Raw genomic sequence first — 15,315 nt, 5'->3', positions numbered from 1 at the left:
TTAAAGAGCAATTGAATGGGAAAGGGAGTCACAAGATGCAACTCGATAAATTGCGTGGAAAAGAATTGGATCAGTTATTTACAGCCATCATGAAGATGGATTCATTAGAAGATTGTTATACGTTGTTCGAAGACTTAGCGACCGTCAACGAAATCCAGGCGCTCGCCCAACGTCTTGAAGTCGCACGTCAATTACGTGAAGGCAATACGTATCACAAAATCGAAAAGGCGACCGGTGCTTCAACAGCAACGATCTCGCGTGTCAAACGTTGCTTGAACTACGGTTCGGGCGGTTATGATCTAGCGCTTGCCCGCCTAGGTCTTATCGAGCAAGAAGTAGCGGATAACTAATGTTATCCGCTACTTCTATGAGGGGGGGCGTGTCATATTGGATTTTGCGTTACAACAAAGAATTCAACATTTCATTCGAAAGTTGACGCCCATCCAGTCACTCGTCATCATCTACTTCGTTGCGGTCATCATCGGGATCATTCTGCTCGGTCTGCCGTGGTCGACGAAAGGAAATTACGACTGGGACTTCACGGACCTCGTCTTCATGGCGGTCAGTTGTGTCAGTGTCACGGGTTTGACGACGGTCTCGGTCTCAGAAACCTTCACGACGTTCGGTTACTTCATGATCATGATTTTAGTACAAGTCAGCGGAATTGGCTTGATGTCGCTTCATATCGCGATGTGGGTCATCCTCGGAAAACGAATCGGCTTTCGGGAACGCCAGCTTGTCGTCCGAGATCAGAACCAGACAACGATGCAAGGGGTCGTCAAATACATTCGCGAAGTCATCTTGATCATCGTCTCGATTGAATTGATCGGGGCTTTGATTCTCGGACTATATTACACGAAATATTTTCCGACACTCGGAGAAGCGATGCTCCAAGGACTGTTCGGATCGGTCAGTGCGACGACGAATGCTGGTTTTGATATCACGGGTGAATCGTTACTACCATTTCGGGGTGATTTATTCGTCGTGTTCATGCAAATTTTGTTGCTGACGCTTGGCGCAATCGGGTTTCCTGTACTCGTCGAAGTCAGACGCTATATTTCCTACCGGGCGACACGCCAAGCGACTCGTCAACCGTATCATTTTTCACTATTTACAAAATTGACGGCGTCAACGTTCTTCATTCTCGTCCTGTTCGGAACGGTAGCATTGCTGCTATTTGAATGGAACCAATCCTTTAAAGGTTTACCGATCGATGAGAAGCTCGTCGACGCCTTGTTCCAATCCGTCACGACCCGAAACGGGGGATTGACGACGGTCGACATCACGTCCTTCTCGCAGGCATCGATTTTCGTCTTGTCGCTCTTAATGTTCATCGGAGCGTCACCGTCTTCCGTTGGTGGGGGGATTCGAACGACGACGTTCGCCGTCGCCGTCTTGAGTGTCATCGCCTTCATCCGAGGCGAGTACGGGATCAAAATCTTCGGTCGTGAGATTGGTCAGTCAGACATCTGGAAAGCCTTCGTCGTCATCGTCGTCTCGACTGGTGTGACGATGGTCGGATTGATCGTCTTATTGCTTGTCGAAGATGCCCCGTTCCTCGTGCTGTTTTTTGAAGCCTGTTCAGCGTTCGGAACGACCGGTCTATCGCTCGGCATCACGGATCAATTATCGGATATCGGAAAATGGACGTTGTCCGTGTTGATGTTCATCGGTCGAATCGGTGTCATCTCGTTCGTTCTTCTCCTGAAAGCGAACCAACCGAAACGTAACTACAACTATCCGAAGGAATCCGTCATCATCGGATAAGGAGGCTCTTTTATGAAACGTGCCTTTTGGATCAACTTCGCCTATATCTTTGCTGTTCCTGTCTTACCGTTTTTGGCGCTCGTCAACGGCCGAGCACTCTGTTCACCGGATTCGCCGTTACTGGACGTTCCGGTACTCGGCTTCTTTTTGGCAGAACCGTGGGCGTTCGTGCCGGTATATGCCGTCTTTGCGTTGTTACTCGCATCGTTATTGACGAAACGACGGACACACGTCTGACCATCTCGCCCTGCGCGAGATGGTTTTTTGTTTTATACTGAATGTGGAATGAGAAAGAGAGGATGGGACGAACCGTGTTATTACCTTTTAATGAATGGCGACATGTCTTTAAACTAGATCCAGCAAAACCAATTGATGATGCTAGCCTGCAGGCGATTGCGACGTCCGGAACGGATGCGATTCTTGTCGGTGGAACAGATGACATCACACTCGATGCGACGCTTGATCTCTTGATGCGTTTGCGCCGGTATCCAGTCGCAGTGGCACTCGAGATTTCTGAACTCGAAGCCGCAACGATGGGATTTGATACGTATCTGACACCGACGGTCCTGAATGCGGGTACATTAGAGTACGTCGTCGAAAAACAAGTCGAGGCGTTAGAACAAGTCGGTCATATGCTGGCGCATGCTGATCTTGTCGGGGAAGGGTATATCGTCCTGAATCCTGATGCGAAGGTCGCGCATGTGACACAAGCAAAACCGCTAACATTAGATGAGACCGTCGCTTATGCGCAGTTAGCGGATAGCGTCTTCCGTCTACCGGTCGTGTATCTCGAATACAGCGGCGTTTACGGGGAACCGGAACGAGTCGCAGCCGTTCGCGATGTCTTGAAGCAGGCACGCCTGTTTTACGGTGGAGGAATCGACTCCGAAGAGCGAGCGCGTGAGATGCTACAGTATGCGGATACGATCGTCGTCGGGAACGTCATTTATGAGGATTTAAAAGCAGCGCTTGCGACCGTCGCAGCGACACGATAAAATATAGGAACAAAAGTTCGGAATATAAGAAATGAGGCTATTGATATGTTTAATTTGAGTGAACAGCTCGTCAGTGGACTAAACCCTGAGCAAGCAAGAGCAGTCAAGCATACGGAAGGTCCACTGCTGATCATGGCAGGAGCCGGTTCCGGGAAGACACGCGTCCTGACACATCGGGTCGCTTATTTGATGGCGGCTAAACAAGTCGCACCGTGGAACATCCTCGCGATTACGTTCACGAACAAGGCGGCGCGAGAAATGCGAGACCGGATCGGTCGTTTGGTCGGTGGTGTCGCGAACGATATTTGGGTCTCGACCTTCCACTCGATGTGCGTCCGGATGTTACGTCGCGACATCGATCAGCTTGGATACGATCGTAACTTCACGATTCTTGATTCAAGTGATCAGCAGTCGGCGATCAAGCTCGTCTTAAAGGAACAAAACTTGGACCCGAAAAAATGGGATCCACGTTCGATGCTGACGATCATCTCGTCACAGAAAAATGAATTACGCAGTGCTGAATTCTACGCCTCGATCGTGACGAGCCCGTATGAAAAGACAGTTGCTGAAATCTATAAAGGATATGAAGCGGTCTTACGCCGGAACAACGCGCTCGACTTTGATGATTTGATCGGAAAAACGACGGAATTGTTCAAGAAGAGTCCGGATGTCCTTGCTTACTATCAGAAGAAATTCCGCTACATTCATGTCGATGAGTATCAAGATACGAACAAAGCCCAGTATGATCTCGTCAACCTGTTAGCATCGGGACATCAGAATCTCTGTGTCGTTGGAGACTCGGATCAGTCGATCTATCGCTGGCGTGGTGCTGACATCGCGAACATCCTCTCGTTCGAAGAGGACTATCCGAATGCAGCTGTCATCTTACTCGAGCAAAACTACCGTTCTTCCAAACGAATCTTGGAAGCAGCCAACCATGTCATCCAAAACAACTCGACACGCAAAGATAAGAAACTTTGGACGGATAATGATGAAGGCGAGAAGCTGATCGTTCATACGGCGGAGAATGAGCGGGAAGAAGCCTTTTATATCGTCCAGGAGATTCGGAACTCAATTCGTTACGGGATGAAACTGAGCGATATCGCGATTCTGTACCGGACGAATGCACAATCGCGTGCGATCGAGGAAACGCTTCTTAAGTCGAACGTTCCGTACAAAATGATCGGCGGCACGAAGTTCTACGATCGTAAAGAGATCAAGGACGTGCTTGCTTATCTCCGATTGATTTCGAATCCAGATGAAGACCTGTCATTCGCGCGGATCGTCAACGAACCAAAACGCGGGATTGGTGCGACGACGATTGATAAGCTGCGTGATTTCGCCGACTTACAAGGTGTGTCATTGATGGAAGCGATTCGCGATATCGAATTGTCGAGTATCGCACCAAAGACAGCAGCGAAGCTGACGGATTTCCGGACGATGATTCTCGGACTCAGCCAAATGCAAGAATTCATCAGCCTTTCGGAACTAGTCGAAGAAGTGCTCGAGAAATCAGGCTACCGCCAAGTACTGAAGGAAGATAAGACACTTGAAGCGCAGAGTCGTCTCGAGAACATCAACGAGTTCATCACCGTTGCACAAAACTTTGAGAAGGAGACGGCGAAAGCCGATCCAGAAGACCGGACGATCATCGCCTTCTTGACTGATTTGACACTCGTCGCCGATGTTGATTCACTCGACGAGACGGATCCGGAAGAACAAGTCACGTTGATGACGCTTCACTCGGCAAAAGGACTCGAGTTCCCTGTCGTCTTCTTGATTGGGATGGAGGAAGGATTGTTCCCACATAGCCGCTCGCTTCAAGATGAAGACGAGATGGAAGAAGAACGTCGCCTCGCGTATGTCGGGATCACACGTGCTGAGAAACGCCTTTACTTGTCACATGCGCGGATGCGCTCCCTTTATGGACGGACGAACGCGAATCAAGAATCACGGTTCCTAGCAGAGCTGCCGGAAGTCGTCATCGAGCGGACCGGTAAAAAAGCGAAGCCACTCCCATGGGAAGACCGTCCTGTCCCGCAAGGCAAGGCCGTCATCGGTCGCTCGATCAGTAAACCGACAGCAATGAAGACGTCAGGTGCGGAAACGCTCGGTTGGTCGGTCGGAGATAAGGCAGAGCACGGGAAATGGGGACTCGGTACAGTCGTCCAGACTCGTGGTGAAGGGGATAATCTTGAAATCGATATCGCATTCCCAGCAGTCGGAATCAAACGATTGCTCGCGAAATTCGCACCGATTAAAAAGGTATGACGGGAGGTCCACAGATGGACGCAAGCCAGCGTATAGATGAGATTCGTCAAACATTGAACCGATACAGCTACGAATACTACGTACTGGATCAACCAACGGTACCGGATGCGACGTACGATCAATTGCTTCGTGAACTGACGGAGTTAGAAACAGAGCATCCAGAACTGATCACACCGGATTCGCCAACGCAACGCGTCGGCGCGGCACCGCTCGAAGCATTCGAGAAGGTGACGCATGATTTACCGATGCTGTCGCTCGGAAACGTCTTTGATGAGACAGAAATTCGCGAATGGGTTGCTCGGATTGAGCGGTCGCTCGGACGTTCGACGACGTATGTCGCCGAACTGAAATTCGATGGACTTGCGATTTCGCTGAAATACGAAGACGGTCGATTCGTTCGTGGGGCGACGCGTGGCGATGGAACAGTCGGTGAGAACATCACGCAGAACCTACGGACGATCAAAGCGTTACCGCTGCGTTTGCAGGCAGAAGAGACGGTCGAGGTCCGCGGTGAGGCTTACATGCCGAAACAATCGTTCGAACGCTTGAATGAAGACCGGGCAAGCCGAGAAGAGACATTGTTCGCGAATCCGCGTAATGCGGCCGCAGGTAGTCTGCGTCAGCTGGATTCGTCGATTACAGCGTCGCGCAATCTGTCGTTGTTCGTGTATGGCGTCGGCGTCAATACGTTGACGGCCCGTTCACATAGCGAAGCGATGGCCCAACTCGCTTCACTCGGGTTACCGACCAATCAACATATGCAGACGTGTGAGACGGTGGAAGAGATTCTTGCCTATATCGCGCACTGGACGGAAGCACGCGCGAGCCTGCCATATGAGATTGACGGAATCGTCTTGAAAGTCGATCGATACGATGATCAGGAGGAGCTCGGCTTCACAGCAAAAAGTCCCCGCTTCGCGACAGCCTATAAGTTCGCGGCGGAAGAAGTCATGACGACAGTCGAAGACGTTGATTTCAGTGTCGGTCGGACCGGGAAAGTCACGCCTCGTGCCCGTTTTGCACCGGTCGTCGTCGCGGGATCGACGGTGACATATGCGACACTACACAACGCCGACTTCATCGCTGAAAAAGATATCCGCCTTCAGGACTCGGTCATCATTAAAAAAGCGGGCGATGTCATCCCGGCAGTCGTACAAGTCGTCACGGCAGAGCGAACGGGGGAAGAGACACCGATCGTCTTCCCGACGCATTGTCCGGCCTGTCAGTCGGAACTTGTCCGTCTCGAAGGTGAAGTGGACATCCGCTGTGTCAGTCCGGAATGCCCAGCGCAATTGATGGAAGGCATCATTCACTTCGTTTCGCGTCAAGCGATGAACATTGACGGTCTCGGTGAAAAAGTCGTTCGTCAATTGTATGACCATGAAGCGATCCGGACGATTGCCGATTTATATCGACTCGATCGTGAGGAATTATTGACGTTTGACCGCATGGGTGAGACGTCCGTCGATAAATTACTTGCGGCGATCGAAGCCTCGAAACAGAACTCGGTCGAGCGTCTCTTATTTGGTCTCGGAATCCGTCTCGTCGGTCAAAAAGCAGCATATCTTTTAGCGGAACGTTTTGATTCGTTAGCAGGAATTGCAGCTGCAAGCTACGATGAGATTGTCGCAATCGATGGCATCGGTGGGAAAATCGCAGATTCAATCGTGAAGTACTTCGAACATCCGGAAGCACAGGCATTGATTCGTGATTTGGAACAACTCGGCGTTAATCAACGTTTCCTTGGGGAACGGGTTGATCAGACGAATGCACCACTCGGTGGCAAAACGATCGTCTTGACGGGGACGCTCGAGAGCTTAAAACGGTCAGAGGCTGGTAAACGACTCGAAGCACTCGGTGCCGATGTGACAGGAAGCGTCAGTAAAAAGACAGACGTACTCGTCGCAGGGGAAAAGGCAGGTTCTAAGCTGACGAAGGCTGAATCGCTTGGTATCGAAATTTGGGATGAAGCACGTCTGTTAGAAGAACTAGCTAAACACGAAGCGTGAGAAGAATGAATGAGAACAATCAAATAAAAAGGAAGGCGGAATTCCGCCTTCCTTTTTTCGTGTTCATCCTTGTCACGAAGCAATCGTCTCGCTCCGAATCAAAGTACCTTGTTTGATGAGACGATTCGTTGCCGTTTCTGGTGGATCACAGGTGATTAATGTGATGGTTGGGGAAGCGACAGATTGATCGAGGACGGACAATGTCGTCGGTGTGACAAGACGACTGGATGTGATGCGGTACGTATACCGATGTGTTTTTGTCGTGACGACGACGGTATCGCCTTTTTTGACGTCAGGCAGGCGATTGAAATGAAGCCCTTCCGTGAAACTTCGGTGTCCGGCGAGCGCATAATTGCCTTTTCCGGGTGATCCGGTTTCTGGAATATGACCGATACTACGGTCTAAGACCGCTGTCGTCGAGCCTTCTAAGATGACTTGCTCGAAATCTATGCTTGGAATCGATAGCAGTCCAACACCTGATTTTGCGAGCGGTTGTTTCGTCTCTTTTGCATCGACGGTCTTTAGACTTTTTGTCCATTGTTCTTTTAAATTGGCTGCCTCTTGTTCACGCTGATAGTCACTGATGAAGGGCCAAGCAATCAGAGCGATGCCTGCGAGTAAAAAAAGCAGACCGATGAATTTACGACGTGTCATGAGAAAAAGTCCTTTCGGATACGCTAAGGCGCATCATCTTTTTTAAAAATCAGGGAAAAACTTGTCCTTCCCCGATGGAAAACGATTCTGTTATGATAAAGAGAACGATTTAAAAACATGGGGTGCAAATAGAGATGAACTATAAAACAGCAGTAGCGTTGACGTTATCGAGCACGTTATTTTTAGGTGCTTGTTCGTTCGACCTTTCGCCAACGAGCGATACGAAAGAAGTCATTACTGAAAGTGAACAAGGTAAGGAAGTCCAAGCCGTTGTCAGTCCAGCCATTGATACGACGGATTCGTACTACCGGACGGTCTTGCCGTTTCGTCCAAGTGTTGCACGTGGAATGACACAAAAACGTGTCAGTTCACGTCTTGAGCTTGATGAAATCGAAACGGGTTTAATGCGTCACTCGACACAGTTTTTTGATCCGGAAAAATACTATTACCAAGAAGGTCAGTTACTCGAAGCCGACCAAATCGCGAAATGGTTGTTGCGAAAAGGAAAAGCAGGCGATGGCGTCAGCGATCCTGAAGGTCTGAACCCAGCTTATACGTCTGGTAAGTCGTATAAAGAAAAAAATCAAAAGTCACCTATGATTCTATCGCATATCTTAGAGCAAGACTACATGCTTGAAGAAGATAAGAAACTCGAACTCGGTGGCACGTCGATTGCGCTTGTCTTAAATAGTGAGTATGTGTTCCAAGATGAAAACTATGGACCAACCTATACCGTTAAACTTGATGAAAAGAAAGTCGTTGCTGAAGGAAAGCGGATGGCGAATGATTTAGTCAAGAAGATGCGTAAGACACAAGGGATGAAGACGACACCGATTCACGTCGCTCTCTACCTCCAGGAAAAAGAAGGGTCACCGGTTTCCGGTCACTATCTCTCGTCTGCCTTCATCGGTCGCGGGAATCAAATCAGTGCGAACGACTGGAAAAACTACAATGAGCGCTATTACTACTACCCGTCAGCACGCGCAACGAATGACGTGCGGGATGATGCGGCGAAATTCGATTTATTCAAAGACCGTCTAGAAGACTACTTCCCGAACTACACTGGTATGATGGGGGAAGGCTTCTATCAAGAAGATGAACTGAAAAAGCTTGAGATGAAGATTCCCGTTCAATTTTACGGAAAAGCAGAACTCGTCGCATTCGTTCAGTACGTGACGTATCTGCTTGAGAATCGTTGGGAGTATAATCGAAACATTCCAACGACGATTACTGTGACGAACTTGAACGGGGATACGGAAGCGATGCTATTCCTCGATCCGGATACAAAGAAACCGATCGTCAAGATTCGCTGATTTCTCGATTTACTTTATGAAGCGACATTCCTCCAATGGACGGAATGTCGCTTTTTTTATATAACGGACGCTGAAAGAGAGAAGTATATGAATAAGAAAGGAAGGGTATGGAAGAAGAATGGTATTTTGTTTCACTTTCCCATTTTTTAGATTTACGAAAGCCAGTAGGAGAGAGCATAATGAAAGAAGAACAGTTCTACAAACAGGAACGACGCGGTAAGTGATGAATCGTTAGTTCTTTTAAAAAGAAGAGGATAAAGGGGAGATTTAGATGAAAGGCGGTATCTATTCACAAATCGGTGCAGTTCGAGAGGAACTACCATCATCCTCACGAAAAGTCGCAGACTATGTCTTGACGCATATGAACCAAATTGCGCGCATGACGATCCACCAACTTGCAGAGGAATCAGATACAAGTGCCGCTGCAGTCGTCCGCTTCTGCCGCGCGCTCGGATTAAAGGGATACCCGGAGTTGCGGATGCGCATTTCTGCCGATACAGCACGGACGGATTTAAAAGGATATCACGATATCGAAAAGGATGAACGTCCTGTCGACTTGATTGAAAAAACGCTTAGTAACAGCATTCAAGCGTTACAGGATACTGCGAAGCAGTTGAATGATGAACGGATTGCGGATGCGATTGATGTGATTGATCAGGCACGCGCGATTTATTTTTACGGGATTGGGGCATCGCATGTCGTAGCTGAAGACGCTGCTCAAAAATGGACGCGTGTCGGGAAACTAGCGATTCAAGAAACGGACCAGCATCTACTTGCGACGATCTTAGCGAATGCACGTAAAGAAGATGTCTTCTTTGCGATTTCTTACAGCGGAGAAACGGAAGAGGTCGTCGAATTGATCCGTTTGGCGAAAATCCAAGGGCTGAAGGTCATCAGTCTGACACGTTTCGGGGACAACCGGATCAGCCAACTAGCGGATATCGCGCTTTGGACATCACGCGCACCGGAAGCGCCGCTTCGTAGTGCGGCGCTCAGTTCGCGTCTCGCCCAACTATTTGCGATCGATGTCTTGTTCTTATCGTATGCTGCGGGACATTATGAAGACACACTCGAACGCCTCCAATACACGCGGGAAAGCGTTAAGACACTGCATCAAAAGAAATAAGGGGGATACATATATGTCAGAACGAACTGCCGGACTAGACGCGTTGTATCCAGAAATGGTCGAGCGCCGTCGTTATTTACATCAGCACCCAGAGTTGTCGTTTCACGAAGTCGAGACCCCGCGTTATATCGCGCGACATTTAAAAGCGCTCGGAATCGAAGTCAGGACGGAGGTCGGCGGACGTGGTGTCGTCGGGTATATTCGTGGAGGAAAACCGGGGAAGACCGTCGCGTTACGTGCTGACTTTGATGCCTTACCGATTGCTGACGCTAAAGAGGTCGCGTATCGGTCGACGGTTCCGGGTGTGATGCATGCATGCGGTCACGATGGTCATACGGCGACGTTACTTGCCGTCGCAGAGACGCTCATGCAACAGCGGGAATCATTACCGGGGAACGTCGTCTTGATTCATCAACATGCGGAAGAAGTCGTTCCGGGCGGTGCACGCGATATGATTGCGGACGGTTGTCTCGAAGGGGTCGATGTCATCTTCGGAACGCATCTTTGGTCAACGATCGATTTAGGACATGTCGGTGTTCGGACCGGTCCGATCATGGCGGCGGCTGATAAGTTCGAGCTGACCTTATATGGAAAAGGCGGACACGGTGCGAAACCACATGAGACGATTGATGCTGTCTTACTCGGGGCAACGATCGTTAAGGAATTACAATCGATCGTCAGTCGTCAACTCAATCCACTGGAACCGGCAGTCGTGACCGTCGGAACATTACATGCGGGGAATACGTTTAATGTCATCGCGGATCAAGCGACGTTGACAGGAACGGTCCGGACGTTTGATGAAGCGACAGCGGACGAGATCATCGAGCGGATGGAGCGGACGATCAAAGGAATCTGTGAGGCAGTCGGAGCAACGTATCACTTTACATACGAAAAAGGCTATCCAGCTGTCATCAACCATGCTGCACCCACCGCATTGATTGAATCTGTCGCACGAGAAGTTCTAGGAGACGAGCGTGTATTTGAGATCGAACCAACGATGGGTGGCGAGGATTTTGCTTATTATCTGCAACACGTACCGGGCGCGTTCTTCTTTACAGGAGCGGGAGATGCTTCGTATCCACCGCATCATCATCCGCAGTTTGATTTTAAGGAGCCGGCGATGCTCGATGCAGCGCGTATTCTCGTCGAAGCGACGTGGCGGTATTTAGAACAAGCGACTGAAGCATGAAAAAAATCGCTCGTCTTGACTCCGAAAAGGAATCAGGGCGAGCGATTGCTGTCTTTTTATCCTAAAATTTCTTGAACACGACCGACTTGACCGTCTTCTAAGCGCACTTTAATCCCGTGCGGATGCTGCGGTGATTTCGTGAGAAGGTCTTTGACGATTCCTTCTGTTCGTTTACCTGTTCGTTGATCTTGCTTCAACACGATGCTGACTTTAAGACCAGGCGTGATATTTTTACGTGTTTTACCGTCCATCTGTAAATCCTCCCATCGTTCATTTCCAGTTTGGCTATCAGTATAACATGGTTCAGTCGGTGAAACTTGTTTGTCGCAAGGACGTAAAGTGAAAAGAGAACAGAATGTCAGAAAAAAGTTTGACTATATTTGACCAATTAAGATACGACTTTTATAATTAAGGTAATGAAGTATAGGAAAAGGAAGTGAATTCGAATGGCAAAAGACTACTACCAAACACTCGGTGTCGCAAAGGATGCATCGAATCAAGATATTAAGCGCGCGTACCGCAAATTGGCGAAGCAGTATCACCCGGACGTCAATAAAGAGGCGAGTGCGGACCAGCGTTTCAAGGATATCCAAGAAGCCTTCGATGTGCTTGGAGATGAGGAAAAACGAGCGCAGTATGATCGATACGGCAGTAACTTCGACCAGATGGCAGGCGCTGGAGCTGGTGGCGCTGGAGATTACGAAGATCTGTTCCGACAGTTTGGAGGTGGTGGACGGACACGACCTGGACAATCGTTCGGATTTGAAGACATGTTTGGTTCGTTCTTTAGTCAGGAAGAAGTGTCGACCGATGAAGAGCTTGAATTGACGGTCACACTCAGTCATCTTAGTACGAACGAAAAAGTCACGGTGCGTCTTGCGACGGGTTCGATCCAGCTGACGCTTCCGAAAGATGTCTATGACGGTAAAAAAGTCCGCTTACGTGGAAAAAGTTCAATGCGTAACCGACAAGGTGTCGCGGGAGATGTTTACGTGACGATTCACTTGAAGGATGACGATCAATTCCGACGGGTCGATCAAGACGTCATTTCAACCGTCCGTGTTCATCCGACGACGCTTGTGCTTGGAGGCGAAGTCGTCGCAGATACGCTTGAAGGGAAACGAATCAAACTGAAAGTCAAACCGGGCACGAAACCAGGAGCACGACTCCGGATTCCGAATCGTGGTCTGAGTCAAGCGAATGGTCATCGTGGGGCGTTACTCGTTCAACTCGAAGTCAAGTTACCTGAGATGGACCGTGCCTTTTATGAAGAGTGGGAACGTCAACTTGCAGTGAAGGAGTGATCAAGGATGGATTTTGAACGTTTAACGGATCGGGCACACGAGGGAATCGTCTCTGCCCAAGCGATCGCGAAACAACGTCGTCATAGTGAAATCACAGAATGGCATTTGTTACTTGCCTTACTTGCTCAAGAAGAAGGAATTGCACGAGTTGTCTTTGAAAAGTTGAATCAACGGATTGAGACATTGAATGCTGCGATTGACGAGGCGATTGGTAAACTTCCTGCCTTGTCCCAGGCGACGACGCCTCGGATCGGGGGCTCGTTGCTGAACGTGTTGACGGAAGCAGAGACGGAAGCGCGCCTCATGCAGGATGACTATGTCTCCGTCGAACACTTATTGCTAGCATTGATCAAACAATCAAGTCCAGCAGCTCAGTACCTACGTCGTCAAGGCATCACAGAAGAGACACTCCGGGAAGCGATCGTCAGTATGCGAGGCAATCGGAAGGTCACGACGAAAAATCCTGAAGAGACGTTTGATGTGCTGAAAAAATATGGACGTGATCTCGTAGCGGATTTCCGGTCTGGGAAAACAGACCCGGTCATCGGTCGTGATGATGAGATTCGACGTGTCATCCGGATTTTGAGTCGGAAGACAAAAAACAATCCCGTCTTGATTGGAGAACCCGGCGTCGGGAAAACGGCAATCGTTGAAGGACTCGCGCAACGGATCGTCCGAGGAGATGTACCGGAGAGTCTGAAGAACAAGCAGTTGTTCAGTTTAGACATGAGTGCGCTCGTCGCTGGTGCGAAATACCGTGGTGAGTTCGAAGAGCGACTGCAAGCAGTCTTGAATGAAGTCAAGGAAGCCGAAGGACAGATTCTCTTGTTCATCGATGAGCTGCATACGATTGTCGGTGCTGGGAAGACGGACGGCGCAATGGATGCCGGAAACATGCTCAAGCCGATGCTTGCGCGAGGAGAATTGCACTGTATCGGTGCGACGACGCTGGATGAGTACCGGAAGTATATCGAAAAGGACCCGGCGCTCGAACGTCGCTTCCAACAAGTCCTCGTCGCGGAACCAGATGTCGAGGATACGATCTCCATTCTGCGTGGACTAAAAGAACGATTCGAGATTCACCACGGTGTACGGATTCATGACAATGCGCTCGTCGCGGCGGCGATGTTATCCGATCGGTATATTACGGATCGGTTCATGCCGGATAAGGCGATTGATCTCGTTGATGAAGCATGTGCGATGATTCGGACCGATATGGAGTCGATGCCAGCTGAACTCGATTCGCTCGTCCGTCGAGTCATGCAGCTCGAAATCGAGGAAGCAGCGTTAAAGAAAGAGACGGATGAAGCATCCCGGAAACGACTCGCCGTCTTACAGCAAGAACTCAGTTCTGTCCGAGAAGACGAGAGTGCGCTACGGACACGATGGGAACGGGAGAAAGAGAGTTCGCAAAGTGTTCAGCAGTTACGTGCGGATCTTGAGAAAGCGAAACTGGCGTTACAAGAAGCGGAAGGGCGCTATGACTTGAACCGAGCATCGGAAATCAAGTACGGGCAAATTCCGGATCTTGAGGCACGTCTGAAAGTCGCGGAAGAGTCATCTGAACACGTCTCACACGAACTCGTTCGAGAAGCGGTGACGGAAGAAGAGATATCCGACATCGTTTCGAAATGGACCGGTATTCCGGTGACGCGGCTTGCTCAGGGCGAACGCGAAAAATTACTTTATCTTGAAGATACGCTTCATGATCGCGTCTTCGGTCAAGACGAAGCAGTCCGTCTCGTCGCGGACGCTGTCATTCGAGCGCGAGCAGGCATTAAGGATCCGAACCGTCCGATTGGCTCGTTCTTGTTCCTCGGTCCGACAGGGGTCGGGAAGACAGAACTCGCAAAAGCCTTGGCAGCGGCGATGTTCGATAGTGAAGATCACATCGTCCGTATCGATATGTCGGAGTATATGGAAAAACACAATGTCTCCCGTCTCGTCGGTGCGCCTCCGGGATACGTTGGTTATGAAGAAGGCGGTCAATTGACGGAAGCCGTCCGACGGAGCCCGTATTCGGTGCTGTTGTTCGATGAGATTGAAAAAGCGCACGGGGACGTCTTTAATATCTTGCTTCAGTTGCTAGACGATGGTCGATTGACGGATGCGCAAGGACGTGTCGTCGACTTCAAGAACACGATCGTCATCATGACGTCAAACATCGGGGCACCGATCCTGCTTGAAGCAGCCAAAGATGGTGTCATCGATGCAGCGGAAGAGGAAGCCGTTCGCCAAGAACTGAAGCGCCACTTCCGACCGGAGTTCTTGAACCGGATCGATGATACGATTTTATTCCATCCACTCCACCGGACGGAAATCGAACGAATCATCGACAAAGCGGTCGAGAAAATGAGTTCACGTTTATCTGGACGTGGTATTACGATTGATGTCACGGATGCTGCGAAGACGTTGATTTTCGAAGAAGCATTTGAACCACAATACGGCGCGCGTCCAATCAATCGTTATATGCAACGAACGATTGAGACGAAACTTGCCCGTGCCTTGATTAGTGGGGCGATTCAAGATGGTGCCCGGATTGCGATTGATGTAGAAGACGGTGAACTTGTCGTCCACGGATGAAGCAGATGCTAGAAAAAGGAGTCGACTCGGCTGAAACGAGTCGACTCCTTTTAGCGTTTACGGAAGAACCATATCCGTATCCGTCAGATGCGTGATAAGCTAGA

13 protein-coding genes are annotated in these 15,315 nt (G+C 49.6%); 11 read left to right on the top strand and 2 right to left on the bottom strand.

Annotated elements, in window-relative coordinates; genetic code table 11:
• Nucleotides 1-35 precede the first annotated feature (35 nt).
• The 6 genes from N179_RS12815 (at nt 36) to ligA (ending at nt 7,042) form a co-directional block, all read left to right on the top strand.
• Nucleotides 36-350 carry a YerC/YecD family TrpR-related protein gene (locus N179_RS12815; protein ID WP_023467078.1) on the top strand — a complete coding sequence of 105 codons (315 nt, stop codon included), beginning with the start codon at nt 36-38 and terminating at the stop codon, nt 348-350.
• Between the two features lie 37 nt (nt 351-387).
• Nucleotides 388-1,767, top strand: coding sequence for a TrkH family potassium uptake protein (locus N179_RS12810; RefSeq protein WP_035398960.1), 1,380 nt, complete (start codon nt 388-390; stop codon nt 1,765-1,767).
• Between the two features lie 12 nt (nt 1,768-1,779).
• Nucleotides 1,780-2,004 (top strand): hypothetical protein, encoded by a 225-nt coding sequence (locus tag N179_RS12805; RefSeq protein WP_035398958.1) that lies wholly within the window; start codon nt 1,780-1,782, stop codon nt 2,002-2,004.
• 62 nt (nt 2,005-2,066) lie between these two features.
• Nucleotides 2,067-2,762, top strand: coding sequence for a heptaprenylglyceryl phosphate synthase (gene pcrB, locus N179_RS12800; RefSeq protein ID WP_174316006.1), 696 nt, complete (start codon nt 2,067-2,069; stop codon nt 2,760-2,762).
• A 45-nt stretch (nt 2,763-2,807) separates the two neighbouring features.
• Complete coding sequence (gene pcrA, locus N179_RS12795) at nt 2,808-5,033, top strand: DNA helicase PcrA (protein WP_035398955.1); 2,226 nt, start codon at nt 2,808-2,810, stop codon at nt 5,031-5,033.
• A 14-nt stretch (nt 5,034-5,047) separates the two neighbouring features.
• On the top strand, nt 5,048-7,042 hold the full coding sequence (gene ligA / locus N179_RS12790) for an NAD-dependent DNA ligase LigA (protein WP_047394971.1): 1,995 nt from the start codon (nt 5,048-5,050) through the stop codon (nt 7,040-7,042).
• Nucleotides 7,043-7,114: 72 nt separating this feature from the next.
• Here the strand turns inward: ligA and N179_RS12785 are convergent, their stop codons facing one another.
• Entirely contained in the window at nt 7,115-7,696 is a 582-nt protein-coding gene (locus N179_RS12785; RefSeq protein WP_023467085.1) for a class D sortase, read from the bottom strand.
• Between the two features lie 134 nt (nt 7,697-7,830).
• Here N179_RS12785 and N179_RS12780 point away from each other — a divergent pair, with 134 nt between their 5' ends.
• The 3 genes from N179_RS12780 to N179_RS12770 all read left to right on the top strand — a co-directional run bounded on the left by N179_RS12780 (nt 7,831) and on the right by N179_RS12770 (nt 11,324).
• Nucleotides 7,831-9,009, top strand: coding sequence for a CamS family sex pheromone protein (locus tag N179_RS12780; protein WP_023467087.1), 1,179 nt, complete (start codon nt 7,831-7,833; stop codon nt 9,007-9,009).
• Between the two features lie 271 nt (nt 9,010-9,280).
• Nucleotides 9,281-10,135: a MurR/RpiR family transcriptional regulator gene (locus tag N179_RS12775; RefSeq protein ID WP_050678993.1), complete on the top strand. Its 855-nt coding sequence runs from the start codon at nt 9,281-9,283 to the stop codon at nt 10,133-10,135.
• Between the two features lie 13 nt (nt 10,136-10,148).
• Nucleotides 10,149-11,324: a M20 metallopeptidase family protein gene (locus N179_RS12770; RefSeq protein WP_023467092.1), complete on the top strand. Its 1,176-nt coding sequence runs from the start codon at nt 10,149-10,151 to the stop codon at nt 11,322-11,324.
• Nucleotides 11,325-11,380: 56 nt separating this feature from the next.
• On the opposite strand, the gene N179_RS12765 is transcribed toward N179_RS12770, so the two are convergent.
• Nucleotides 11,381-11,575: a YwbE family protein gene (locus tag N179_RS12765; RefSeq protein ID WP_023467094.1), complete on the bottom strand. Its 195-nt coding sequence runs from the start codon at nt 11,573-11,575 to the stop codon at nt 11,381-11,383.
• A 195-nt stretch (nt 11,576-11,770) separates the two neighbouring features.
• On the opposite strand from N179_RS12765, the gene N179_RS17260 reads away from it, so the two are divergent.
• Both N179_RS17260 and clpB read left to right on the top strand, forming a co-directional pair.
• Nucleotides 11,771-12,628: a DnaJ C-terminal domain-containing protein gene (locus N179_RS17260; protein ID WP_075642981.1), complete on the top strand. Its 858-nt coding sequence runs from the start codon at nt 11,771-11,773 to the stop codon at nt 12,626-12,628.
• A gap of 6 nt (nt 12,629-12,634) precedes the next feature.
• Complete coding sequence (gene clpB / locus N179_RS12755) at nt 12,635-15,211, top strand: ATP-dependent chaperone ClpB (protein ID WP_075642980.1); 2,577 nt, start codon at nt 12,635-12,637, stop codon at nt 15,209-15,211.
• Nucleotides 15,212-15,315: the final 104 nt, after the last annotated feature.

This window comes from Exiguobacterium indicum HHS 31 (genome assembly GCF_001939065.1).
GTDB classification, from domain to species: Bacteria; Bacillota; Bacilli; order Exiguobacteriales; family Exiguobacteriaceae; genus Exiguobacterium_A; species Exiguobacterium_A indicum.
This window is presented reverse-complemented; position numbering and strand designations above follow the sequence as displayed.